The organism is Arthrobacter sp. Soil_C_60 (assembly GCF_057656375.1).
The window spans coordinates 1-23,453 of record NZ_JBDGKM010000007.1 but is presented as its reverse complement, the minus strand read 5'-3'; the positions used below and the strand labels follow the sequence as shown (position 1 = coordinate 23,453).

At 63.2% G+C, this 23,453-nt stretch carries 19 protein-coding genes; 12 read left to right on the top strand and 7 right to left on the bottom strand.

All coding sequences use genetic code 11. The features are described from left to right. A complete protein-coding gene (locus tag AC3A4M_RS14575; protein ID WP_498736429.1) occupies positions 1–1,500 on the top strand; it encodes an FAD-dependent oxidoreductase in 1,500 nt (499 codons plus the stop codon). Then, positions 1,482–2,846: an amidohydrolase family protein gene (locus tag AC3A4M_RS14570; protein WP_498736428.1), complete on the top strand. Its 1,365-nt coding sequence runs from the start codon at positions 1,482–1,484 to the stop codon at positions 2,844–2,846. Before AC3A4M_RS14575 ends, AC3A4M_RS14570 begins: the two co-directional genes overlap by 19 nt. Before the next feature lie 461 nt (positions 2,847–3,307). On the opposite strand, the gene AC3A4M_RS14565 is transcribed toward AC3A4M_RS14570, so the two are convergent. The 3 genes from AC3A4M_RS14565 to AC3A4M_RS14555 all read right to left on the bottom strand — a co-directional run bounded on the left by AC3A4M_RS14565 (position 3,308) and on the right by AC3A4M_RS14555 (position 6,109). Then, positions 3,308–3,796: a nuclear transport factor 2 family protein gene (locus AC3A4M_RS14565; RefSeq protein ID WP_498736427.1), complete on the bottom strand. Its 489-nt coding sequence runs from the start codon at positions 3,794–3,796 to the stop codon at positions 3,308–3,310. A gap of 34 nt (positions 3,797–3,830) precedes the next feature. Next, positions 3,831–5,336 (bottom strand): FAD-dependent monooxygenase, encoded by a 1,506-nt coding sequence (locus tag AC3A4M_RS14560; RefSeq protein WP_498736426.1) that lies wholly within the window; start codon positions 5,334–5,336, stop codon positions 3,831–3,833. A gap of 62 nt (positions 5,337–5,398) precedes the next feature. Further along, a complete protein-coding gene (locus AC3A4M_RS14555; protein WP_498736425.1) occupies positions 5,399–6,109 on the bottom strand; it encodes a GntR family transcriptional regulator in 711 nt (236 codons plus the stop codon). A gap of 209 nt (positions 6,110–6,318) precedes the next feature. On the opposite strand from AC3A4M_RS14555, the gene AC3A4M_RS14550 reads away from it, so the two are divergent. Further along, positions 6,319–7,125 (top strand): alpha/beta hydrolase fold domain-containing protein, encoded by an 807-nt coding sequence (locus AC3A4M_RS14550; protein ID WP_498736424.1) that lies wholly within the window; start codon positions 6,319–6,321, stop codon positions 7,123–7,125. A 705-nt stretch (positions 7,126–7,830) separates the two neighbouring features. Here the strand turns inward: AC3A4M_RS14550 and AC3A4M_RS14545 are convergent. After that, a complete protein-coding gene (locus AC3A4M_RS14545) occupies positions 7,831–9,354 on the bottom strand; it encodes a sodium:solute symporter family protein (RefSeq protein ID WP_498736423.1) in 1,524 nt (507 codons plus the stop codon). 245 nt (positions 9,355–9,599) lie between these two features. On the opposite strand from AC3A4M_RS14545, the gene AC3A4M_RS14540 reads away from it, so the two are divergent. The 3 genes from AC3A4M_RS14540 to AC3A4M_RS14530 all read left to right on the top strand — a co-directional run bounded on the left by AC3A4M_RS14540 (position 9,600) and on the right by AC3A4M_RS14530 (position 13,163). Further along, the gene (locus AC3A4M_RS14540; RefSeq protein ID WP_498736422.1) at positions 9,600–10,376 is read left to right on the top strand and encodes a class II aldolase/adducin family protein; all 777 of its coding nucleotides are present in this window, start codon (positions 9,600–9,602) and stop codon (positions 10,374–10,376) included. A gap of 125 nt (positions 10,377–10,501) precedes the next feature. Further along, positions 10,502–11,113 carry a TetR/AcrR family transcriptional regulator gene (locus tag AC3A4M_RS14535; RefSeq protein WP_498736421.1) on the top strand — a complete coding sequence of 204 codons (612 nt, stop codon included), beginning with the start codon at positions 10,502–10,504 and terminating at the stop codon, positions 11,111–11,113. Positions 11,114–11,936: 823 nt separating this feature from the next. After that, the gene (locus tag AC3A4M_RS14530; protein ID WP_498736420.1) at positions 11,937–13,163 is read left to right on the top strand and encodes an ATP-binding protein; all 1,227 of its coding nucleotides are present in this window, start codon (positions 11,937–11,939) and stop codon (positions 13,161–13,163) included. A 291-nt stretch (positions 13,164–13,454) separates the two neighbouring features. On the opposite strand, the gene AC3A4M_RS14525 is transcribed toward AC3A4M_RS14530, so the two are convergent. Then, on the bottom strand, positions 13,455–14,330 hold the full coding sequence (locus AC3A4M_RS14525) for a shikimate dehydrogenase (RefSeq protein ID WP_498736419.1): 876 nt from the start codon (positions 14,328–14,330) through the stop codon (positions 13,455–13,457). Between the two features lie 88 nt (positions 14,331–14,418). Beyond that, positions 14,419–15,180: an IclR family transcriptional regulator gene (locus AC3A4M_RS14520; protein ID WP_498736418.1), complete on the bottom strand. Its 762-nt coding sequence runs from the start codon at positions 15,178–15,180 to the stop codon at positions 14,419–14,421. A 209-nt stretch (positions 15,181–15,389) separates the two neighbouring features. Here AC3A4M_RS14520 and AC3A4M_RS14515 point away from each other — a divergent pair, with 209 nt between their 5' ends. From AC3A4M_RS14515 to AC3A4M_RS14500, 4 genes are all read left to right on the top strand, one after another. Continuing rightward, positions 15,390–16,733 carry an MFS transporter gene (locus AC3A4M_RS14515; RefSeq protein WP_498736417.1) on the top strand — a complete coding sequence of 448 codons (1,344 nt, stop codon included), beginning with the start codon at positions 15,390–15,392 and terminating at the stop codon, positions 16,731–16,733. Between the two features lie 133 nt (positions 16,734–16,866). Further along, positions 16,867–18,657 carry an FAD-dependent oxidoreductase gene (locus AC3A4M_RS14510; protein ID WP_498736416.1) on the top strand — a complete coding sequence of 597 codons (1,791 nt, stop codon included), beginning with the start codon at positions 16,867–16,869 and terminating at the stop codon, positions 18,655–18,657. Continuing rightward, positions 18,654–19,445 (top strand): sugar phosphate isomerase/epimerase family protein, encoded by a 792-nt coding sequence (locus AC3A4M_RS14505; protein ID WP_498736415.1) that lies wholly within the window; start codon positions 18,654–18,656, stop codon positions 19,443–19,445. Before AC3A4M_RS14510 ends, AC3A4M_RS14505 begins: the two co-directional genes overlap by 4 nt. A 121-nt stretch (positions 19,446–19,566) precedes the next feature. Beyond that, positions 19,567–20,697, top strand: a complete 1,131-nt coding sequence (locus AC3A4M_RS14500; RefSeq protein WP_498736414.1) for a Gfo/Idh/MocA family protein — start codon at positions 19,567–19,569, stop codon at positions 20,695–20,697. Here the strand turns inward: AC3A4M_RS14500 and AC3A4M_RS14495 are convergent. Continuing rightward, a complete protein-coding gene (locus AC3A4M_RS14495) occupies positions 20,607–21,152 on the bottom strand; it encodes a GNAT family N-acetyltransferase (protein ID WP_498736413.1) in 546 nt (181 codons plus the stop codon). The two genes, AC3A4M_RS14500 and AC3A4M_RS14495, sit on opposite strands and share 91 nt — an antisense overlap. 426 nt (positions 21,153–21,578) lie before the next feature. Between AC3A4M_RS14495 and AC3A4M_RS14490 the strand changes: the two genes are divergently transcribed. Together AC3A4M_RS14490 and AC3A4M_RS14485 are read left to right on the top strand one after the other, a co-directional pair. Next, positions 21,579–22,406: an ACT domain-containing protein gene (locus tag AC3A4M_RS14490; protein WP_498736412.1), complete on the top strand. Its 828-nt coding sequence runs from the start codon at positions 21,579–21,581 to the stop codon at positions 22,404–22,406. A 365-nt stretch (positions 22,407–22,771) separates the two neighbouring features. Further along, positions 22,772–23,122 (top strand): VOC family protein, encoded by a 351-nt coding sequence (locus AC3A4M_RS14485; protein ID WP_498736411.1) that lies wholly within the window; start codon positions 22,772–22,774, stop codon positions 23,120–23,122. Positions 23,123–23,453 lie beyond the last annotated feature (331 nt).

Below are 23,453 nucleotides of genomic sequence, written 5' to 3'. Positions count from 1 at the left end.
ATGGACACCGACGTCATCGTAGTTGGAGCGGGTCCTTCGGGGCTCATCACCGCCGCGGAACTGGCCCTGCAAGGCGCGAACGTTATCGTGCTGGAGCGGCGAACCGGACCTGTGCAATCACGCGCCGGCACGGTTTTGCCCCGCGTGCTCGAACTCTTCGATTCGCGGGGGTATGCGGAGCGGTTCATCGAAAGAGCCCGCGCCATCCGCAGCAACCCCTTCCTGCTCTTCCACATCTGGGCAGGCATGCAACCTGTGCACTGGCGGAATACCGGGAGCTCGTTCCCGTACCGGCTGATCCTGCCACAGCACATCACTGAAGAGGAACTGGGCGAAATCGCTACGGCCTCCGGGGTCAAAATCCTGACAGGGCACACGGTCGTAGGGCTCGAACAAAGCGACTCCGGGGTACACATCACCGCTGAACTTGAGAGCGGGGGGACCACCGGGTTCTCCGGCCGCTACGCTGTCGGCGCCGACGGCGGGCGCAGCGCCGTCAGGAAGCTCGCGGGCATCGATTTCCCCGGGCACGACGGTACCTTTACCGGCATTATCGTCGACCTGCCCGTGAACATGAACTGGCCCGAGGGACGGGCCATGACCGACAACGAATACGGCTGGGGAGCGTCCTTCCCCTTCGGAGAAGACGGCGCATCGACCCGCTTCAACTTCGTTCACGTCGACAGCCGCCGGGCAGATAAGTCGGAACCGGTGACCATCGAAGAGGTGCGCCGCTGCTTGAAGGAAATCTGGGGGCTCGAGCCGGAATTTGAACACATGCTCTGGGCTTCGCGATACAGCGACGCGACACGCTGCGCAGATCGCTTCCGCGAAGGCAGAGCATTCCTCGTGGGCGAGAGCGCACGCATCCACTACCCGGCCAGTGGCGTGGGAATGAACTTCTGCATCCAGGACGCGTTCAACCTCGGATGGAAACTTGGCCGCGTAGTGACGGGCCGGTCACCGGAGACCATCCTCGACACCTACGAGGCGGAACGCCGTCCCGTAGTGGAGGAGCTGCTCGAGAGCGTACGTGCCCAGTGCTCGATCCAGTTTGATTTCTCACCCGCGGGTATCAGCTTCCGTCGAATGTTCAGCCGGGACCTGCTTCCGCTGCCCGATGTGAACCGAGAGCTTGGACTGCAGCTAAACGGTCTCAGCAAACCCTACCCAACCGCGGCTTCAGATCACGCCGTCGCCGGACGGCCCCTCCCGTCAATCCGGCTGCAGACCACTGATCAGTCGGTGCGCGCCGCTGAACTGCTGCGGGACGGTGACTTCCTGCTGCTTGACCTCACCGGCAACAACTTGCTTGCCGATATTTCGGAGCCAGGTGTGACCGTGCTGAGCGGCGTGCTTCCCGAAGTGCCGGAATCACTTCGTGACGCCAGTGCCGTGCTGGTACGGCCAGACGGATATCTGCAGTGGATCTGCACCAGCGGATCCCCTTCCGTCAAAGACGCCCGTGAGCAGCTGGCCGCATGGATAAGCCCCCTATGACCGGTGCCGGCCGCCGCCTGATCCAGGGCGCAATCGTCGTCTCGATGGACCCGCAGATCGGCACGCTAGCGTCCGCCGACATCCTCATCGAAAAAGGGAAGATTCTCGAGGTGTCCGGCGGCATCGCCGCAGATGATGCCGAGGTCATCGACGGCGGCGGTTGGATCATCTCCCCGGGGTTCATCGACACCCACCGCCACACCTGGTTGAGCGCGATCCGACACAGCTACGGTGACGTCGACCCGCTGAGCTACTTCGCCGACGTGCTAGGGCAAGCGGGACCGCAGTACACGCCGGAAGACGTCTACGCGGGAACGTTGCTGGGTGCGGTGGCGGCACTGAGCGCAGGCACGACCACACTCATGGACTGGGCGCACATTCAGAACAGCCCGGACCACGCTGATGCCGGGATCCAGGCATTGAACGAGTCACGTATCCGCGCCGTCTATGGACACGGCTGGCCAATGACCGCTGACGGCAGCTGGACGCAACAAAGCCGGCGCAGCCACCCTCAGGACATCAGGCGCCTGGCTGACAAACTCGACTGCCCCGAATACTCGCGCATCACCCTCGCGCTGGCGGCCAGAGGGCCCGAGATGGCCTCAACCGAAGTGTGGGAATCAGAAGTCCGTCTGGCCCGGGAACTGGGCCTTCGCACCAGCGTGCACGTCGGCGCATACCCCCATAACGCAGGTAGCCGAGCCGTCGAGCAGTATGCCAGGCGGGGCCTGCTTGCAGATGACATGACCTTCGTTCACTGCTCAAACACTTCCGCCGAAGAGATTGCTCTTATCGCGGAAGCCGGGGCGACCGTATCGCTCGGAGTGCACTGCGAGCTCAATTCCCAGGGGATCGGAGACATCCCGCTCGACAAGCTCCTGGCGCACGGCATACGCCCGAGCCTCAGCGGCGATAACGAGACAAAATGTGCGGGCGACATGTTCACGCAGATGCGTTCACTCTTCGGCTACTACCGGTCCTGGATCGGCGGCGGCCACAGCACGGTTGAGCGGCCGCACGAGCTCTCGCTTCACGACGTGCTTGAGTTTGCCACCCTCGCGGGAGCACGAGCCGTAGGCCTCGACCACGTCGTTGGTTCGATCACTCCTGGGAAGGCAGCCGACTTGGTCTGTGTCCGGGCCGGCGATCTCAACCTGGCACCGGTATCCGACCCGATCGCAGCCCTAGTGCTCGGCGCCCACGAGGGCAACGTCGACACAGTCCTGGTGGGCGGCGAAATCGTCAAACAGGGAGGGCGCATGGTCCGTATCAACCCGAACGACGTGGTGGCTCGCGCGCTGGAATCACAGCGGCGTCTGTTCCCGTCGCGCACGCTTCAACGCTGACCGCCCGTTGGACTCCAAAACACGTTCCTACACAAGTTCAAGGTGGCGCGCCTTCATGATTTTTTTGTCAAGGGGAGCGAATAGGGCCGGCTTCGAGGTTCAAGTAGAGATTCGCCGTCGCGGAGTATGACGGTAAAGACGTTTGAGCGGTGGGCGAGGCCGCTGACGCACCTGGTGCGGCATTCGATTTCGGCCGGCTTGCGGTCCTAATTTGGATGCCGAGCGTTGATTTATTCGGCGGCTCCCCCGAGTGACAGGATGGTGGCAAGTTGGCAACTGGTCCGCCCTGCCGCTTCAGGCGCCTAGCGAGCAGGAAGAAGCATGCTGGGCACCGGACTCTGAACTACTTGCATACAGGGGCTCCCCGGAAGTCGGATCTGAATTCTTCAGTCCAACTTCCGGGGAGCTGTTCCATGAATTGCGGGAGAGGCTCACCCAATTCATCTTGACGACTCTAGGTGTCAGCGTTGGGTTCCGGCCGCCGGCACTTCTTCCTGATGCTCCTGCCCTCCAGCCAGATACATCCGGTAGAACCATCCGCTTGGCGCGGCGCCATCGACGATGATACGTCGCTCCTGGAGGCGCCAGGTGCCGTCGGTGCCCTTCACGAGCTGGTCGGCCCATTGGCCCCAGTGATCCGGCACTGCCTCGTTCGTAATTGCGAAGAAGAAGGTGTCTGCCGAGGCTGTCTTCTCGCCGGTGAATCTAACGTCAACCGTGGTGATGTGATGGCGAATGTAGGCCGCTTCTTCACCCCGCAAGACGTCGGCGAGATTGCCCGCGGGTACCTGAGCACCGTTCGGGAGGACCAGATTGGCGTCCTCGGTGAACAGCGGCAGCATGTCTGCGAAGTCCATCTTGTCGCGCGCGGTGTGTGCGTAGCGGTGTACCAGGGCACTGATCATTGCCCGGTCATCGGCCCGTGCCACCGTGAAGCTGGTGTCTGGCATTCCTGTCTCCTTCGTCGTTTGTCTTCGGGTTGCCCTAGTTGGCTAACGAGAGCAGTCGGTTGAGTTCGGTCCGAACGCTCTCGTGGGAAGCGGGTTCACGGCTCGCCCAGGCCAGGTAGGTGTCGGGCCTGACGATGAGTGCACAGGCGTCCTGGATGGCGGCTGGCTTCTTGACCGGGTGCCCTTCCACGACCGTGGCCGGCAGACCATCGAGCTCCAGGCCGCGGAGCGAGCCGGACCCGCTGATGTCGAGCACGACGAGCGGATGTTCGCGAAGCAGTTCGTATAGGCGGCAGCTTGACCCATCGCGCAGCAGCAGTTCGAAATCCGGGGTCGGCAGGCCGACGGAAGGATGGCTGCCCGAGGGGGAAGCGTAGGGAGTTTCCAGGCCGTTGAGTTCATTCCAGAGCTGGGCGGTCACCTCGGGTACCTCGATGAAGTGCTGCTCGAACCTGTGAACGAAAGCCAGCCCTTCCTCGGAGAAATTGAACTGGATGCCGACCTGCGCGTTGACGCTGCGCAGCAGGTCCTCACTGATGGGGCGCCGCTCCGTTTCATAGGTTTCGAGAAGGGCTGCCGAGGCATGCCCGCCCAGCACGGCACCGAGCTTCCACCCGAGATTAAACGCATCCTGCACGCAGTAGTTCATTCCTACGCCGCTCGCGGGATAGTGGATGCGGGCCGCCTCGCCGACGAGGAACACCCGTCCCTTCTGGAACCGGCTGGCGATGCGTGCTGCGTCCCCGTACCTGCGGGCATCGACGATCTCTGGAATCTGCACCTCTTCGCCGAGGATCTCGCTCACGCAGGTGTTGAGTTCTTCCAAAGTGACAGGTTCGCTCTGCACCGCCTGACGCTTCTCTGCGTGCACCATCGTGAACCGTGTAAGGCCCGGGCCGAACGGGAATGAGGTGAGCCATCCCTTCTCGTTGTGGCAAACCTTCAGGCCACCTGTCCAGGGAAAGTCCATTGCCGCGGTTGCAATGACACCGGTAAAAGTCGACTCTCTGCCTGGGAAAGCGATACCTGCCTGCTCCCGGGTGCGGCTCTGTCCGCCGTCCGCTCCGATGACGTAGCGGGCGGTCGTGGTGTGGGTTTCCCCGTCTGCGGAACGCCAAGCTACGGTCACCGCGGCGCCGTTGTCCTCGAGCGAGGTCATCTCTGCCTCAAAGCGCAGGTCCGCGCCGCATTCCTGGGCCCAGTCGCGCAGAATGTTCTCCGACTCGTGCTGGGAGAGGAAGAGGGTGAAACCGAAACGGGAATCGCGCCCGGACCAGTCCACGGGGTGCATGCCGCCCCAGATATGCCAAGTTTGGAACGGGTGCGGGTTCATCTCGCACGTCTTGCTGACGAAGCGGCCGGCGATTCCCCGTGCGTCAAAGAGTTCGAGCGGCCGCGGGAGCACCGTTCCGGCTCTGGGTATAGGTGCTGCCTTGCGCTTTTCAAGCACCAGCACGCTTGCACCGGTGCGGGCCACTTCGGCCGCGGCGGTAAGCCCGCTCGGTCCTCCGCCGATAACAATTGCGTCAACACTGCCCACTCGATGTCTCTCCTTTGTGACCTGAGCGAGCGTGACCAGTTCATATTATGACCACGCTTCGATTATCGTCGATGATTTCGAAATTCGGTGCCATTGTCAATAGGAGCGGGAGGGTTCGTGAGGAGTGTTTCCGTCGTGGCGCTGATGTGGGCCTGGAGAAGTTGCGCCGCTCGGCCTGCCTCGCGGTTGATGGCCGCGTCGCAGAGTGCGCGGTGCTCCGCATCGATGTCGCGGTTCGGCCGGTCGGATGTTGCTGACCAGCGTCGGTATAGTTCGGCCGACTCCCGCCATGAGAGGGCCGTTGCCCGCAGGCGGACATTGGAGCATCCGTCGAGCAGCGTCTCGTGGAACAGGGCATGTGCGTGCGCCCACTCGTCGCTGATACGGGCAGGGTCGGCTTGGTCCATCTGGGGTATCCGCGCGAGCCGGTGGTGAGCGGCGATGACACGGGTCTCCCATTCAAGGTCTCCTTCTTGGATGGAAAGCTTGAATACCTCCGCTTCCAGCACGCACCTGGCAGCGGTGAGGTCTTTCAGATCCTCGGCAGAGACCGGCCGCACACGAAAACCCACCTGAGGCTCCGAGACAACCAGCTGCTCTTCGCTGGCCAGCTTCAGGAGCGCTTCGCGAACGGCGCCCATTTTTGCGTTGTACCGTTCGGTGAGGTCCGCGAGCGGGAGTTTCTGGCTGGGCTGCAGCCGCCCTGACAGTATGTCTGCACGAATACTTTGGTAGACCGCCTCGACGCGGGTCTTAGTGTCTAGGCTGGCCACGATTCACCTCTGACTGATCCCAGGTTGCTTCCTGCATCTGAAGTACTGCCAAAAAAGGTCGCCACAGATACGATAATAACCAATATTTCGAAATTGGATGGAATGTTCACAGTTTCGCAAGGCTCAAGCAGTTGGAAGCGTAGTCTGTTCTGCCGGGGCTCCGCCGCGATTGCCTGTCGAAGCTGTTTAATGGAAGCGAGTTAGTCCACATGTATGAAGTCGAGCTGCGTGAGAATCTGGCCTTCAGCCCCGGAAAAGAGCTCGCCCTGGATCTCTATCTGCCGGTTGGTTGCGGCCGCCCTCCTGTTGTTCTCTACCTGCACGGTGGTGGGTTCCGCGTGGGCGACAAAGCGGATGACGCGCAGAGGGTACGGATTCTGGCGGAATTCGGTATCGCCGTCGCGTCTGTGAACTACAGCCTGGCACCGGCCGTGTTCCCGTCGCCGCTCGTCGACGTCAAGGCTGCCGTGCGCTGGCTTCGCAACGAGGGTGCTGGCCTTGCCGTTTCCAGCGACCGGATCGGCGTGTGGGGTGCATCTGCCGGCGGTTACCTTGCGACCATGGCCGGCCTGACAGGCGATGACGATGAGTTCCGGGGGCGACAGGAGGCACCATCTGACTCCGTCCAGGCGGTCGTCACCTGGTTCGCGCCGAGCGACCTGATTGCGAACTCATCGCGGTCGCCGCTGGAAACGATCGTAGGATTGCCCCCGGTTGAACACACCCTGCTGGGTCGCGCGGACCTTCATGCCCTAGATGTTGATCTAGCGACGGCGAATCCGCTCGGGCGCGTGCATCCTGAGGCACCGCCATTCCTGATTGCGACGGGTGACCGCGACAAGATTGTCGCGGAGTCACAGGCGCGTTACCTTCACGATGCGCTGGTCCGGGTAGGAGCGGATTCCACCTTCAGTGTCATCGGCGGAGCCGGGCACGAGGACCCGAAATTCGATTCGCTTGCACACCTGGCCCTCACAGCCGCTTGGCTGCTGAGCCATCTGGGCAAAGCGCAATAACGGCCACAGTCCGGATCACTGCCTAGCGATCCCCGACCCAAAACGCACGCAACTCTGACCAATCAGCACTGCCAGAACAAGACTGTGACGGCTGGGAATCGGACGTATGCGCCGTTATCGGCGTTCGCCAAAGAATCAGGGGTCCGAGGAGGATCGGTACGAAATTTCACGTTAGGCGGCAGGCGGCCCTTTGCACGTCCTGTTAGAGGCTTTGGGCGGTCTCGTGGCTTCCTCCCGCTGTGCCATCAGTTTTGCTAGCCGGCCCGACTCGGGCATCTCCCCCGGTGTCCTCGCCCAGAGCCGGGCGGGGGACGAATCGGAACATGCCGAGACTCGTGCAACTAACCTCAGAAAACGAGGTCAAATCCGGCAGATGAGTGTTTGACCGTACAGGACACTGGGGCGGATGGCCATCGTGAATGTCGTGAAATTGTGTTGGGTGACTTTCCGGCACTGCAAGCCTTCGAGCATGCGCCGCCGGGCTTGTGCTTCCGCTGTGGAGAGCTCGTTGTCGATTGTCGCCCGATCTTCGGGTTGGAGTTCCCCCAGGTTGCGTCGAGTCTTGTGATCATTGCTTGTCTTGTGTCTTGTGTCTTGTTGTTGACCTGCGCCAGGGCTGGTGCGCGTCTGGGCGGCTCGCAATTGTCTTTGAAACGAAGGGGTGGCAGGCGGATCCTCCCGCCACCCCCGGCGTGCTGGCGCCCGTTAGCGGGTGAAGACGCTTTCTGCGTCTTCCAAGGGCCCTTCCTCGGAGACCGCGCCTGCCACGCGGCGGTTCCATTCGGCCATGGTCTTCGGGTCGGTGCGTTGGCTGGCGAGGGAGACGGCGACGTAAGCGATAAGCGCGGCGATTAGTCCGTAGTAGATCGGTTCGTTGGCGTAAATGCCGTCGTATTGGACCTTGGCATTGATTTCCAGGATGGTCATCGTAGTGAGGGTCACGATTGTGCCGCCGGCCATGGCCGCCGCAGCGCCCAGCCCGGTGCCGCGTTTCCAGATGAGTCCTCCGATGATGGGGATCAGCAGGCCGCCGACGAGGATGTCGTAGGCGATTGTTAGGGCTGCGACGACGTCATGGACGACGATGGCCAGGACGGTGGCCGCGAGTCCCAGGCCGAGGACGTACCACCGGCTGCCTTGGACGTCGTGCTCGGGGTTCTCGGTGTGGTCGTGATGATTCCCGGCCCCGAACCAGCTGCGGATGAAGGGTACGACGTCGGCTTTGGCGACGGTGGCTGCGGCGATCAGGGTCCCGGATGCGGTGGACATCATGGCGGCGACTGCCGCAGCCAGGACGATGCCGCCGATGCCGATGGGCAGGATGGACAGGGCAACGTCTGCGTAGACATCGTCCTTGACCGCGATGTTTGGCAGGATCACCGAGGCAGCCATGCCGATGAGGGACCCGGCGACGCCGTAGAGGAGACAGTAGATACCGGCGGTAACTCCACCCCATCGGGCGACCTTGGGGGTCTTGGCGGTGAAGACGCGCTGCCAGATGTCCTGCCCGATGAGCAAGCCCAGGGTGTAGACGACGAAGTAGGTGATGATCGTCTGGACGCCGATACCTTTGAGGTCGAAGAACGACGCATCGAGGCGGGCCGTCAGCCCGTCCAGTCCGCCGGCCTGATTCCAGGTGAAAGGCAACATGAACACGAACACGCCGATGGTTTTGATAACGAACTGTGCCATGTCTGCCAAGGTGATGGACCACATACCGCCGATGGTGGAGTAGATCAGCACGATGGCCCCGCCGACGGTGATGGCCAGCCAACGTTCCCAGCCGAACAGGACCACCAGGATGGTGGCATACGCGCCGGTGGAGGTGGCGCAGAGCATCAGCGTGTAAGCGAGCATGACGATGCCTGAGGCCTTGGTGGCGCTGACGCCGTAGCGGAGGGTGAGCATTTGGGCGACGGTGTAGATCTTCAGGCGTTGCAGGGTCGGGGCGAAGAGCAGGCTCAGGGCCAGCACTCCGGCGCCGATCGCGACAACCAGCCACATGCCGGAGATCCCGAATTTGTAGCCGAGCCCTACGCCGCCGACGGTGGAGGCCCCGCCCAGGACGACGGCTGCCATGGTGCCGGTGTAGAGCAGGCCGCCGAGCCGGCGGCCTGCGACGAGGTAGTCGCTGTTGTTTTTGGTGCGGGATTTACCCCACCAGCCGAAGGCGAGCATCGAGACCAGGTAGGCGATCACGATGCAGGCGTTGATTAGTTGTCCGTCCATGGGACTCCTGCTTTCAGAATTGGGGACACGAAGTGTTAAAGAGGCAAGGCGTGCTGCTGGGTTTCGCGCAGGCTGAGGGCACAACCTGCGCCTCTTCCAGCGTTGCAGCCGCGAACTTGTGCTTCGCGGAGGCGCCCGGCTTGGTGGAGCACACCCCGGCTTGTGATCGGGATCGCTCTTGCATCTAAATAAATCACTTGATATAAATAACGTCAACCCCTAAAACACCCAGGAGGAAAATCCCAATGAACGCACTTTCCCTCAGTGAAGATGTCGCGGCAGTGAAGACCGAGGCTGAACTCCGGCGTGAGCTTGCGGCCGTGTACCGGCTCCTGGCGCACTTCAGGATGACGGACCTGATCTTCACCCACGTTTCCGTGCGCATCCCTGGCCCGGAGCACCATTTCCTGATCAACCCCTACGGTCTGATGTTCGACGAGATCACCGCCTCTTCCCTGGTCAAGATTGGTTTGGACGGCAATCTGGTGGAACCCTCGGAGTACCAGGTGAACCCGGCCGGGTTCGTCATCCACGGCGCCATCCACGCGGCACGGGAGGATGCCCACTGCGTCCTGCACACCCACACCAGGGCCGGCTGTGCAGTGGCTGCACAGGAACACGGGCTGCTGCCGGTCAACCAGATATCACTGGAATTCCACAACCGTGTCGGCTACCACGACTACGAAGGAATCGCGCTCAACCTGGACGAACGCGAGCGGCTGGTCGCTGACCTTGGAACCCATCCCGCCCTGATCCTGCGCAATCACGGACTCCTGACCGTCGGGACATCCCCGGCCGAGGCGTTTATGCGGATGTTCTACCTGGAGAAGTCCTGCGACATCCAGGTCGCGGCGCTGTCCTCCGGCGCGTTGCGTCTGCCGGACCCCGAAGTCTCCGAACGCACCGCCCAGCAGTTCGCCGGCGACACCGCAGACGACTACACCGACGAAGGGGCCTACGACCTTGCCTGGGCAGCCCTGCTCCGGATGCTTGACCGCATCGCACCGGACTACGCCAACTAGGCTCGACGTGCAGGCCAGGCGGACGTTCCGCCTGGCCCGCACCAGCGGCGAGGGTGAGTCGGCCGGGTCCGGCTATCCTGAAACACGGCACGATACGCCGCATCAGCCAGGGGAGAAGCCAAACCATGCCGAAGATTGTCGACCACAGCAAACGACGGCAGGACCTCGCCGATGCCGCCTTGGCCCTGGTCGCCAGCGAAGGTGTGTCCGCCGTTACAACCCGCGGTGTTGCAAAGAAGAGCGGCTGGACCATCGGCGTCATCAACCACTACTTCAAATCCCGGCATGACCTCTTGCTCGCCACACTCCGGCGGGCCGGAGAAATCCAAGGCAAGGTCTACAACGACCTGGACGAGCAGAACCTGGAAGCCATGGAAAAGCTGCACCGGCTGGTGGAAAGCTTCCTGCCCCTGGACGAACGCCGCCTCGCGCTGACCAGGATCTTCCTGTTTTTCTACGCCGAAGGCGCGACCGAAGAAACAGCGCGGGCCGAGATCGCCGGATTCCTTGCCCGCTGGCGCAACGTGGTCAGTTCAGCCCTGACAGCTGCACAGGAACAGGGCCTGATCGACTCCACCCTGAACCTCGAGACCGCCACTCTTTCACTTGTTGGCGCCTTGGACGGGCTCGCGTTTGAGGCAGTGCTCGACCCGACTGTTATGTCAGCGATAGCCAAGCCCGGGTTCGCACACACCTGCATCGATGTCGCTATCGGAAGAACCCCGGCGTCGCGTTAGATGCACTAATTCAACAGCACCCCTTACCGTGAATTCCGTACCCATCGTCCACAGACCTCGGCCTCAAGCATGACCTGCACTGGCCAAGAAGCAGGTCTCCGCTGACCTGCACGGACCCCCAGAGGCAGTAGAGGTAGAGGTTGCTGAAACGCATAACATGCTCTGTTGCCCATGCCGGCTTACGGGGGCGACGCACGCCCGTGGGGAGGGAAGTTCAATAAGCTCTAGCTAAACGCTGAAGGAGCGCGACGCTTCGGTCCAGCCGATGTCGTAAGCGCCGTTATCGGCGAATGACCTTATCCCGCCGGCTAAGCCGGCGGTTGGATGACGGACGTTCGCCTTGATCTCTTTTCTCGAGTGATTATCCAACCTTATCGAGAGGGAGAGGGGGCGCAAGCGTGCTGCGTTTTCTGGATATGGGCTCGGCTAGACTGGCGGTCTCCACGCAGGACTTCGCCGTGGCCGCACTGAATGAAATCGAATCCGCGCGCCACAGTAACCAACGCTTCACGGCCGCGAACTGACAACAACTGCCGGGCGGAACAGTTGTTCCGCCCGGCCCACCGGTAAAGCTCGCTCAGCGCCTACGATGCTCTTCTGCTGCGCCTCAAAACCAAATGGAAGGAAGGCTTCCACAGCAGGTTTGCGTCATATGCGCTGCTATCGGCGTTTGAGTGATATGCAAGGTGGCCGTGCTACGCGACGGCCATGTCGTTCGGACCGTCCTTCGCGGCGAGACGAAAAGCTGCAACTGAGGCTTTAGTTATTTTAGGGAACTTTATAAGATTCAAATAAAGTTACGTAAAGCGAGTAAAGTGTCTGCATGGATCAGGTGCTTAACCCCTACACTCCGAACGCCGGAGCCACCCCGGAACTGGTTGTCGGCCGTGATGAGCTCCTCAAGGAGTTCGAGACCCTTCTCCGCCGGCTGGCCCGTGGCCGAACCGACCAGTCGATGATTGTCACGGGATTGCGGGGTGTTGGGAAAACCGTTCTGCTCGGTGAGTTCCGGCAGATCGCGGACGATTTCAAATGGAAAGTCCTTGAGCTGGAAGCCAGCAAGCACGATGACAACCATTTCCGGCAGACTTTGTACTCCAAGCTCAGGGCGTCGCTGTTCCAGGTGTCCCCGAGGGCGAGGTGGGGCGAGCGGGCCAAGAATGCTGCGCGGGTCCTGCAGTCATTCAGTCTCACGGTTGACCCGACGACCGGTGCTCCCACCCTTTCCCTGGACGTCGAACCTGCCGAAGGACTGGCTGACCATGGGGACCTGACGCTGGACCTCACAGATGTTCTGGTTGCTATTGGTGAGGCAGCGGCGGACCACGGAACCGGTTTGGTGCTGCTTTTCGATGAGGTCCAGTTCTTGAGCCGTTTCCAGTTGGAAGCCATCATCCAGGCGATCCACAAGACCGTGCAGCGGAAACTTCCGGTGACTTTCGTCGGTGCCGGACTTCCGCAGATCGCCGAACTGGCCGGTGACGCCAAATCCTATGCGGAAAGGCTTTTCAAGTTTCCGCGCATCGGTTCCCTCGATGAGGAAGACGCGGCGAGGGCGCTGGCCGAGCCGGCACTGGCTGAGGGGGCGCGGTTCGAGCGGGATGCGCTCGAACGGGCTTTTAAGCTGACCGAGGGTTATCCCTACTTCATTCAGGAGCTGGGTTACCAGGTCTGGATGGTGGCCGATGATCAGGTGATCACGCTCGGTGATGTGGAGGATGCCAAGGACGCGTACGAGGCGAAGCTGGACGAGTCGTTCTTTCGGGTCCGTTTGGACCGGGCGACGCAGCTGCAGATTGCCTATATGCGGGCGATGGCCGAGTTGGGGCCTGAGTCGCAGAAAGCCGCGGATGTGGCAGCGGTGATGGGCCGTGAGTCGACGCAGCTGGCGCCGACCCGTTCCGAGCTTATTGCCATGGGGCTGCTGTACACACCGTCGCATGGCTACGCCGGATTTACCGTTCCCCACTTCGACCGCTTCATGCTGCGCGCGGTACCTGAACTCGAGGTCCCGAAACTGCAGAAGCGGCGGCCGAAGAAGAAATCCTGAAACGGAGGCTCCATCAGAACGAGCACAGCTACGTGCCGCCAGATTGGGCCACCGGTCGCAGGGCCGGCCAGCCCTTCGCCGCAGGGGTTTTCCGGGCGCCCGGGACCAAGCCCGACGCGTACTTCGACTGCCGGGCGGAATCTGCTCAAATTCCTCCTGCTCGCCGCTTCACTTGATGCCTGATCACCCAGGTTATGCGTGGCTGACCCGGTCCTACGATGAACGGCAATCGGGCCCTGCCGGTGAGACGGAGCCTAATTTCTCGTCCCTGTTGGTCGGGCCACCAGTAATTCAGGCCTGCCTGGTGTGCAGCATTTCGAGGAAGTGTGCGCGCATTCGGCGGGCGTCGGGCTCCACGCCGGTGATGAGGCGCAGCGCGTCTACCGCCTGGCCTACGGCCATGTGGCCGCCGTCGAGGACCCGGCAGCCCTTGGCCCGGGCGGCGACGACGAGTTCGGTGTCGACCGGCAGATAGATGACGTCAGCCACCCACTGGGTACCGTTGAGCAGCTCGGTATCGAGGGGTGTGCCGGGGTGGTGGCGCATGCCCACGGGGGTGGCGTTGACCACCCCGTCGGCGGCGCGGACCAGCGCGGGCAGGCTGTCCCTGGTGGCTGGTCGCACTTGCTGGTCGGGAAACAACCGTCCCAGGGCGGCGGCGCGTTCGGCGGCGCGGGCGGAGTCCACATCGAACAGATGCAGGATCCGGGTGCCGCCGGAGAGCAGCGCAGCGGCGACCGCGGAACCGGCGCCACCGGTACCGACCTGCACCACGCTGTCCTTGGGCACGTCGGGCAGTACCGCGGCCAAGCCTGAGGCGAAACCGGACTGGTCCGTGTTGTGGCCGATGAACTTCCCGTCCCGGATGATCACGGTGTTCACTGCGTTCAGTGCCAGGGCTTGGGGGGAGATCTCGTCCAGATGCTCCAGGACCAGTTGCTTGCACGGGTGGGTGATGTTGAACGCGTTGAAGCCAAGGTCCCGCCCGGCCCGGAGCAGCGCACCCACGTCTTTGGCCGGACGGCCGATGGCCTCAAGATCGATGGGTCGGTAGAGGTAGTGCAGGCCATGGTGGCGGGCCTCGGTCTCGTGCATTACGGGGCTGAGGCTGGCGGTGATGCCATCGCCGATCAGACCCACCAGGTAGGACTCGGACGCGGTGCTCATAGGACTCCTTGGAAACAACTGGGCGGAAACGGTGCTGAGGCTGTCAGCTCTGGGGGCAGGCACCTGATGGAGCAGGACGTTTTCGCGTTCATGGGCGCTGGGGCAGTTCCAGGGCCAGCTCGGCGGCGGCTTTCCGCAGGTCGGGCAGGTGGCTCCGCAGGTCCTCGAGTTTGGTGCGGAAGACGGGACCGGCCAGGGTGATGGTCCCAATTAATCGACCCGATGGCGGCAAAACAGGGAGGGCGACGGCCGCCATCCCGATGTCGTTCTCCTCCGACTGCCCGGCCCAGCCTTGAGCACGGACCTGCTCTACCTGCCGGCGGAGTTCGTCGCGGTCGGTGACCGAGTGCTCGGTGCGCGGCGTCAGGTCAATGGTGTCCAGCAGGTGACTGCGCGTGGCCGGATCGGCGAAGGCAAGCAGGACTTTGCCCGAGGCGCTGGTGTGCAGCGGCACCCGGTCGCCGGGGTCGGTGGTGGTGCGGTACTGGGGTCCGTCGACCTTATGGATGGTAAGGCTCTGGTCTCCGTCAAGTACATGCAGGATCGAACTTTCCCCGGTGCTTTCGGTCAGTCGCTGGAGGACCGACGCCGCAGCGCCCTCGAAACCGCGGTGGTGGGCGACCTTCTGTCCCAGCTGGTAGACACGCAATCCCAGCCGGAAGCGCTTTTCCGCCGGGTCGTACGTGGCGAAGTCGGCATCGACCAGGGTGTTCAGCAACCTGTACGCGGTACTGAAGGGGTAGCCGGTGGCCTGTGCAATCTGCCCTGCCGTTGCCCCAGCCGGATACTCACCAAGCAGGACAAGCACTCCCAGCGCCTTGCCCGCGGTTCCGGATTTTTCCACCACCATGCCACCCCTGTCTTGACGCCAACTGTGATCTGAGCCATGCTTGTAATCCAATATACAGCAATCATTGCCAATAGTTGGAATTGATTGCGAAAGCTTTCCTATCGGGCGGCAGAGCTGCAGAGAACCTGATGATCCGCCAACCAGGAAAAAGACCTCCCGCCACCGGCGGAACGACGATTTACAGGCCCAATCCAACAGGAGAACGCTCCATGACCACCCAGTTGCCGAAAGGTTCCGCCGAGGCCGTGAGCCCGGCCGAAACCGAACGTAAACTCAAGCGCGCCAAGAAGGCTGCCCTCGCAGCCTTCCTTGGAGGCGCCCTTGAGTATTACGACTTCTTCATCTACGCCACCGCCGCGTCGCTGGTCTTTTCCCAGATTTTCTTCCCGGCAGGGGATCCGACCGTAGGCCTCATCGCCTCCTTCGCCACGTTCGGCGTCGCGTACGTCGCCCGCCCCTTCGGTGCAGTGGTGTTCGGCCATCTGGGCGATAAGATCGGCCGGAAAAACACCCTGGTCCTGACCCTGGTCCTGATGGGATCCGCCACCTTCCTCATCGGCGTGCTGCCGGATTTCACCACCGTCGGCTACTGGGCACCCGTTCTGCTGGTGCTGCTGCGACTGATGCAGGGGCTCTCCGCCGGCGCGGAAACGGCCGGCGCCTCGGCCCTGTCGACGGAGGAAGCGCCGGAGGGCCGGCGCGGCTTCTTCGCAAGCTTTGCCATGAGCGGTATCTCCGCAGGCATCGTCCTGGCCTCCCTCGCGTTCCTGCCGGTGGCCGCAATGAGCGAAGCCGACCGGCTTGCCTGGGGCTGGCGCATTCCGTTCTGGCTCTCCCTGGTTGTGCTGATCGTTGCCTACCTGGTCCGCCGTTCGCTCGACGAGCCGGAAGTGTTTGAGGAAAAGCACGACCACGGCGAACTCGTGAAACTGCCGTTCACGAAGATGTTCAAGACGCACCCCGCCCAGTTCTTCCAGGTGGCCCTGATGTCCTTCGAGACGGTGACCAACACTTTCATGCAGGCATTCGGCCTTGCCTACGCCGTCTCGGTGGGAGTTCCCGCCTCAACGATGCTCTGGGTCAGCATCACCGGCAACATCATCGCGGTCTTCTCCCAGCCGCTGATGGCTCGGCTGTCTGATAAATTCGGCCGGCGCCCCGTCTTCATCACCGGCGTCCTGGGCTCCGGCGTGATGATCTTCGTGTACTTCTCGGTCATCTCCACGGGCAACGTCCCCATGATCTTCCTCGCCAGCACGCTGATCACGGCGGGCACCTACTCGATGTCCAACGCGATCTACCCGGCCTGGTTCTCCGAGCTCTTCAACGTCAAGGTCCGCTACACCGGCATGGCCATCGGGCTTCAGGTAGGCATCCTCTGCGCGGGTTTCACGCCGCTCCTCGGGACGGCCCTGGTGGGCGCGGACAAGGCCAACTGGGGTCCGGCCGCCTGGATCGTGGCGGCGTCCTCCGTGCTCGCCGTGGCAGGTGCGCTCTGGGCCCGCGAGACCAGCAAGACCCCGCTGCATGAACTGGGCAACCCGGTCCGCTAACACCAATTCGGATGGGCGGGGTCGCTGAACACCGTGCCCCTCCCATCCCTTCCCCACAGCAGATACGCCCTGCGGGGAATATTCCAGCCCCATACAGCCTGACATCGTGCCGGCATAAGCCTGAAAGAGCTTGATGACACCCAACACCCCCACACCCGAAAAATTTCCCATCTGGGACGTTGACGTCCTCGTGGCCGGCGGCGGCGCCGGCGGGCTGTCCGCGGCAGTCGCGGCGGCCTACCACGGACTGGACGTCTTCGTTGCCGAGCGCGCGCCCACATGCGGCGGGGCTACCGCGCGATCCGGTGGCTGGATGTGGACCCCAGGCAATCCGCTGGCCAAGGCCGCCGGGGTCGACGAGCCGCGCGAGGTCTTCCGCACTTACCTCCGGCACGTCATTGATCCCGAGCACTACGACGACGGGCGGATCGAGGCGTTCCTGGAAGCCGTCCCGCACATGGTCGGCTTCTTCCACGAAAAGACCGCGCTGCGCTTCGCCCCCGGAGCCCACGTCAACGACATCTACGGAAAGCTCCCCGGCGCTGGCACCGGACACCGGTCGGTGGCCCCGGCACCCTTCTACGGCACCGAACTCAAGCCGGAGTTGCGGCGGAAACTGGCCCACCAGTTTTACATGACCTCCTTCATGGGCATGGGCATCATGGCCGGTGAAGACCTCTCCAAGTTCCTCACTGCCCTGCGGAAGCCCTCCAGTTTCCTTCACGCCGCCCGACGCGTACTCACCCACTTGTTCGATCTGGCCGTGCACCGCCGCAACATGCAGATGGTCAACGGTGTGGCCCTCACCGCCCGGCTCCTGCAGTCCGCCGATAACCTCGGCGTGCGGATCGAGGTCAGCACCTCCGTGGAGGAGCTGACCTTCGACGGCACCGGCGCGGTGACCGGCGCCTGGGTAAGTACGCCCGCAGGCCGGGTGCGGGTGAACGCCCGCAAGGGCGTCGTCCTGGCCACCGGAGGCTACCCCGCGAACATCGAACGCCGCCGGCAGACCTTTGAGCGCACACCCACCGGCCGGGAGCACTGGACGCTGGCCCCGGACACCTGCGACGGCGCCGGCGCTGCCCTGGCCGAGACCGCCGGGGGCTGGATAGATACGGACGTCACCTCCGCCGCCGCCTGGTGCCCGGTCTCCCTCGTAAACTTCCCCGGCGGGCACACCGGGGTGTTCCCGCACATCGCGGACCGCGCCAAGCCCGGGGTGATCGGCGTGCTGCGTGACGGCAAGCGCTTCGTCAACGAGGCCAACGGCTATTGGGACTACGTCGACGGCATGATGAAAGCCGTCCCCGAAGACCAGCCCGTCGAATCGTGGCTGATCTCGGGCAAGCGCGCACTGCGCACCTACATGCTCGGCTTCGCCAAGCCCCGCCCGCTGCCCGTCTTCCCCTACACCCAGGTGCTCAAGTACCTGATCAAAGCGGACACGATCGAGGAGCTGGCACTCAAATGCGGGATTGACCCGCAGCAGCTGGCCAGTACGGTCCAGGAGTTCAACGCCAATGCCGAACGCGGCATGGACCCCGACTTCGGGCGCGGAGAGACGCCCTTCAACCGCTACGGGGGAGACCCCGAGGTGAAGCCCAACCCTACCCTCGCCCCGCTCGGAAAGGGCCCCTACTATGCGGTGAAGATCCTGCCCGGCTCCTTCGGCACGTTCGCCGGCATTGCCGTGGACCCCAAGGCCCGTGTACTGCGCCGGGACGGCAGCGTAATCCAGGGCCTCTATGCAACCGGCAACGATCAGCTCAACATCATGGGCGGAAGCTACCCGGCCGGCGGGGTGAACCTTGGACCGGCCATGACCTTCGGGTACGTCGCCGGGCGGGACCTCGCCGGGGCCACCGCCTACGAGGACGACGGCACGCCGGCGCCGGGCATGAACTACCAGGGCAGCGACCAGTGAGCCGCCGGTTACTCGGGCTGGCGCCGCTGTCCCTGCTCGGCACCGAACCGGCCGAGTTTGTGCGGATCGCCGCGGACACCGGCTTCGATTTCGTGGGCCTACGCGTCAAACCCGTGACCGCCTCGGAGCCGGACTTCAACCTGTTGCCAGGCTCCGCACGGCTGAAAGAGGTTAAAGCTGTCCTGGCCGGGACCGGGCTACCCGTGGTCGACATTGAATTCCTCGCCCTGGACGGGGCGGCAGGTCCTGAAACATGGCTGCCCATGCTGGAAGCCGGCGGGGAACTCGGCGCAGGCACCCTGACCGTAACCGCCGTGGATCCCGACCGCGCCCGGCTTGCCGACACGCTGGCAGCACTTACCGACGACGGCAGGCAATACGGCGTGACGCCCACGCTCGAGCCCATTTCCTACCAAGCCGTGCACTCAATCCCTGAGGCCGCCGCCATCGCCGCCCAGGCCGGGTGTCTCTGGCTGCCCGACGCCCTGCACATACGCCGCTTCGGCGGCACGGACGCCGAAGTAGCCGAATACATCGGCACTGCCCCCATGCTGCAGCTATGCGACGGCCCGGCCGAACACCCCGCCGACCGGGAGGGACTCATCGAAGAATCCCGCAGCTCACGCATGATCCCGGGAACCGGCAGGTTCGGCCTGGCCAAGCTGGTAGAGGCACTGCCCGCGGACCTGCCGCTCAGCGCCGAGGTGCCAAGCCTGGGCCGGGCCAAAACGGGCGACAAGGCCCACGCCGAGGCCCTGCTCAAAGGCCTCACAGCATGCGGACGATAACAGCAGCCCACTCAAAGAACCTCCTGCCCCCGCGGAAGCGGCTTCACCGACAGACATGCGGACGCCGGCAAACGCGTCGCTCCGCAGCTTCCCATACCTCCTCTCAGAAAGTGGCGGCCCCGTGACCACCTCAGCACCTGCAACCCCTCCTAGCCTCCGCGTCGGAATAGCAGGATGCGGAGCTATTTCCCGTAACCACCTGGAAGCGTTCCGCGCCATCGACGACGTGGAGATCGTGGGGGTCTGCGATATCGATATAGACCGGGCCCGGGCCACCGCCGGGGCATGGGGGATTCCTGTCGCCGTCGATACCGCGGCAGAGCTCCTGGCCCTGGACCTGGACATCGTGTCCGTCTGCACTCCTCATCCCACGCACGAAGCCGTAGTTCTTCAGGCTGCCGCGGCCGGCGTCCACGTCCTCTGCGAGAAGCCAATCGCCGTCGAACTGGCGTCAGCTGAACGCATGGTCAGTGCGTGTGATGACGCCGGCGTGAAGCTGGGCGTGCTCTTCCAACGCCGCTTCTGGCCGGCAGCGCAACGCATCCGCGCCGCCATCGACAACGGTATTCTTGGCCGGCCCATTATGGGCCAGTGCTCGGTGATGCTTCACCGTGACCCGGAGTACTACTCCCGGGATGCCTGGCGCGGGACCTGGGCCAACGACGGCGGCGGGGTCCTGATGACCCAGGCCATCCACTACATCGACCTGCTCCAGTGGTTCATGGGAGATGTCGCCGAGGTCTACGGAAAAATCAACACCTACAAACACGGCGAGCACATCGAAGTGGAAGACTCAGCGACGGCCGTCATCACGTTCACCTCCGGCGCCATGGCCACCCTGGAAGCATCGACGGCGGTGTCCCCCAGCCTCGGCGTGCAAATCCGCGTCACAGGGGAAACAGGCGCCTCAGCCTCACTGACCGAGTTCCCTGAAGGCAGCGACGGACGCGTGGACCTGTGGGCCGTGTCCGAAACCCTCAGCACCGAGCCCGTCCACCCCAAAGGGGTTGACCCGAACGTCGATCTGGCCACCATCAACGGCCAGCTCATCCCGCACCACACCACCCAGGTCCGCGACTTCGTCCAGGCCCTCAGGGACGGCAATGAACCCGCCATCACCGGCCAGGACGCCACCAAGGCCCTGCGGATCCTGCTGGCAGTCTACGAATCATCCCTGACAGGTAATCCCGTACGCTTCGCCGACGCGCTTTCGGGGGCCCAGCCGCTACTGGGCACTACTGCCTTGCGGTAATGCCGCGAAGGCTGGGTGTAGCCGTGGCGGTCATAGAACCGGTGGGCTCGCTGACGTCGGTTTGATGTCGAAAGCTCCAACACCGAGGCTCCCATATCCCGGGTCACTTGCTCCGCCGCTTTCAGGAGCACCGCACCAACACCACGGGAACGTTCGGCCTCGTCGACCACCAAGGCAGTGAGTCTGGCCTTGTAAGTGCTCTCGGTCAGGAACGGCACCCGGTGGACGTGCGCCAGACCGACCACTTGAGACCCGAACTCCGCCACCAGGCACCGGTCGTCCGGCGAAGCGGTACTCACCCAAGTTCGAACCCAGTCCTCCTGAGGGGTGTAACCCAGTTGTACGAGCAGGCCCACTATGGCGGGGACATCGGCGGCTCGAGCCCGACGGATCTTGATGGCGGAGGCGTCCACGACCACGATGACCTCATCTCTCCATAGATCCCGGTCGAACATGCGGAGGTGTCTCCCAGTGTCCCGTCTTAAGTCTCCATCAACTCTACGACGCTGTTTCGAGACCAGGTCCAAGCAGCGTGAAAGGGCGGAACTGGTAACAGAAGGAAGCGCTGAAGCCGGACTTCTTGACTCCAGCGCCACTTCCATTTCATCCGTTGTCGTTGCTGAGTGAAGAAGCGAAAAATCCGTCGAATTCCACCCGATGCGATTCGCCGGACTTCCGTCGTCATATGACCGTTATCGGCGTTTCAGACAGAACGGTCCAATTAGTTGTCCGTGGGATTGACCGGTCCCGGGTTATCTGTCGCCGGCAGGAAGCGCCGTGGAGTCCGGGCCTGTATTCCAGGTCATGGCGGTGACGGATATGTTTCCGGTTCTTGATGTGGGCGCAACGCGGGTGAAACAGGTCAGGGCCAGCATCGAGGCATGAGACACGGTGCCTTGAACCCTTTCCACGGCGAATTGTCCTGCGACTCCTGCGGCCAACTTCCCGAACCGCCCCCGACCCGGTTGACGCTGGCTAACGTGGCGGCCATGCTGCCGATCGAGCTACTGGTCCATGCCGTGGTCATCCACACTGACTGGTCTTATCTGGTGAAGGTCCTGATCCTCACCATGACCGCCACCGTCCTGGTGATTTGGGTTGCCGAGCCCTCGGCATCGCGGCTGCTACGCCGATGGCTTCACGCCCCTGCGCTGCACCGGAGGAAGAAACTGCACAGCGCGCAGGCGTTATGGCATACACGGACAACCCTGGCCGACCGCCCCGGAGCGCTTGAGCGGATCACCCACGCTTTGTCCTGCCTGGATATCAACATCCTCAGCATCCACGTCCACCCGGTGCGCGACGGGGTGCTCGACGAGTTCGTCCTGGCCAGCCCGGCCGCGCTCACCGAGCAGGACCTGCTCGACGCCCTTGCTGCAGGCGGCGGAAGCAGCTCCCGCGCCACGCGTACTACTCCCATCGCACTCGCTGACGGCCAGACGAGTGCGCTGAGCCTCGCCGCGCGGATCGCCGGCAACCCCTCGGAGCTGCCGCTGGCGGTGGCCGAACTGCTGTCCGCTGAAATCGTCTCCGAAACCGAAACCCCTGGCCGGGGACGCTCGACGGACGGCACGCGGCTCAAAATCCCCACGGCCTGGGATCAACCGATCATCTTCGCCCGTCCCGGGAACCCTTTCACTCCGGCCGAATCCGCACGGGCACACCGGCTGGCAGAACTGGCCGAGATCGTAGAACTCAGCCGGCGCTAATCTACGCGCTGCTATCGGCGCCTTTAATAATTATCTTGATGCTTGCCCAACGCCTGCTGAGAAGCTGCTGAAACTTTTCAGTAGCGACGTCTAGTATGACGCCGGGGTTCATGCGGTTCCCTGGTCTGGCAGTGCGGATGCACGACATCACGAAACGTACGCTCAAACGCAGCGGCAGCGCCCCGTAGAGCTTCACCCGTGCCTTGCCTGTGCCTGAGTCCGAACTGGTCCAAGGACCTATACAACCTCGAATTCCTCCGACCGCCGAAGGAAGCGGCCGAACGTGACCTGGAACAGGCCCTCAGCGGCAGCATTGTCGAAACCCTGCGCGAACCTGGTCCAGGCTTCGCCTTTGTCGGCCGCTGGTGCACGTGGATGTTGATGGACTGGGGTCCATTTGGGCATCCGTTACCGGCGCCATTCCATCATCCGGGAGTGACAGTGTCTACCTGCCATCTGCTGGCCCCGGAGGGTTCGCAATGTTCTTCCAGCCCATGACCGGCCCTCGCCCCGAACATCAGGCGTTCCACCTGGACCTGACCGTCCCATGGGGGACACGCCAGGCCGAGGTCGATCGTCTTCTCAGCCTCGGTGCCACCCACCGGTGGGACGTTTTGGACGAAGTTCCGCACGTGCAGTGGACGACCCTTGCTGATCGGGAGGGGAACCTCTTCTGCGTGGCCGAACACCCCCCTGCAGACCAGCAGGGTTTGTGATCCGAGCCGAGTAGGCATCGGCGTGAGAATTTTCTCCGTGGCGACTATTGCGACAGCGCGCCTGCCCAGAGGATTCCCCTCCAAGCCAAATCGTTCCCATAGGGGGTCTTGGAGTACAGCATGATCGAATAGCGGCGAAGTTCAGCTATGGATTACCACGGTCCCGCTACACCTGTCCGGTGATCCGGTGACGGGTGCCTGGGCGGCACACCCTCTTGAGCCTGAACTTCCTTGTAAGTCCCGGTTGGCTCCTTAGTCGTTCGTCTGCGCAGTGAGACATCGCCATCTACAGGCAGCGGCCTTACCCTCGGATGAGGCACAAAGGGATAGT

Bases quoted from the DNA above. Each gene is read 5' to 3' on its own strand.
- AC3A4M_RS14575 (WP_498736429.1), top strand. From the start codon at position 1: ATGGACACCGACGTCATCGTAGTTGGAGCGGGTCCTTCGGGGCTCATC.
- AC3A4M_RS14570 (WP_498736428.1), top strand. From the start codon at position 1,482: ATGGATAAGCCCCCTATGACCGGTGCCGGCCGCCGCCTGATCCAGGGC.
- AC3A4M_RS14565 (WP_498736427.1), bottom strand. From the start codon at position 3,796: ATGCCAGACACCAGCTTCACGGTGGCACGGGCCGATGACCGGGCAATG.
- AC3A4M_RS14550 (WP_498736424.1), top strand. From the start codon at position 6,319: ATGTATGAAGTCGAGCTGCGTGAGAATCTGGCCTTCAGCCCCGGAAAA.
- AC3A4M_RS14545 (WP_498736423.1), bottom strand. From the start codon at position 9,354: ATGGACGGACAACTAATCAACGCCTGCATCGTGATCGCCTACCTGGTC.
- AC3A4M_RS14540 (WP_498736422.1), top strand. From the start codon at position 9,600: ATGAACGCACTTTCCCTCAGTGAAGATGTCGCGGCAGTGAAGACCGAG.
- AC3A4M_RS14535 (WP_498736421.1), top strand. From the start codon at position 10,502: ATGCCGAAGATTGTCGACCACAGCAAACGACGGCAGGACCTCGCCGAT.
- AC3A4M_RS14530 (WP_498736420.1), top strand. From the start codon at position 11,937: ATGGATCAGGTGCTTAACCCCTACACTCCGAACGCCGGAGCCACCCCG.
- AC3A4M_RS14525 (WP_498736419.1), bottom strand. From the start codon at position 14,330: ATGAGCACCGCGTCCGAGTCCTACCTGGTGGGTCTGATCGGCGATGGC.
- AC3A4M_RS14520 (WP_498736418.1), bottom strand. From the start codon at position 15,180: ATGGTGGTGGAAAAATCCGGAACCGCGGGCAAGGCGCTGGGAGTGCTT.
- AC3A4M_RS14515 (WP_498736417.1), top strand. From the start codon at position 15,390: ATGACCACCCAGTTGCCGAAAGGTTCCGCCGAGGCCGTGAGCCCGGCC.
- AC3A4M_RS14510 (WP_498736416.1), top strand. From the start codon at position 16,867: ATGACACCCAACACCCCCACACCCGAAAAATTTCCCATCTGGGACGTT.
- AC3A4M_RS14495 (WP_498736413.1), bottom strand. From the start codon at position 21,152: ATGTTCGACCGGGATCTATGGAGAGATGAGGTCATCGTGGTCGTGGAC.
- AC3A4M_RS14490 (WP_498736412.1), top strand. From the start codon at position 21,579: ATGAGACACGGTGCCTTGAACCCTTTCCACGGCGAATTGTCCTGCGAC.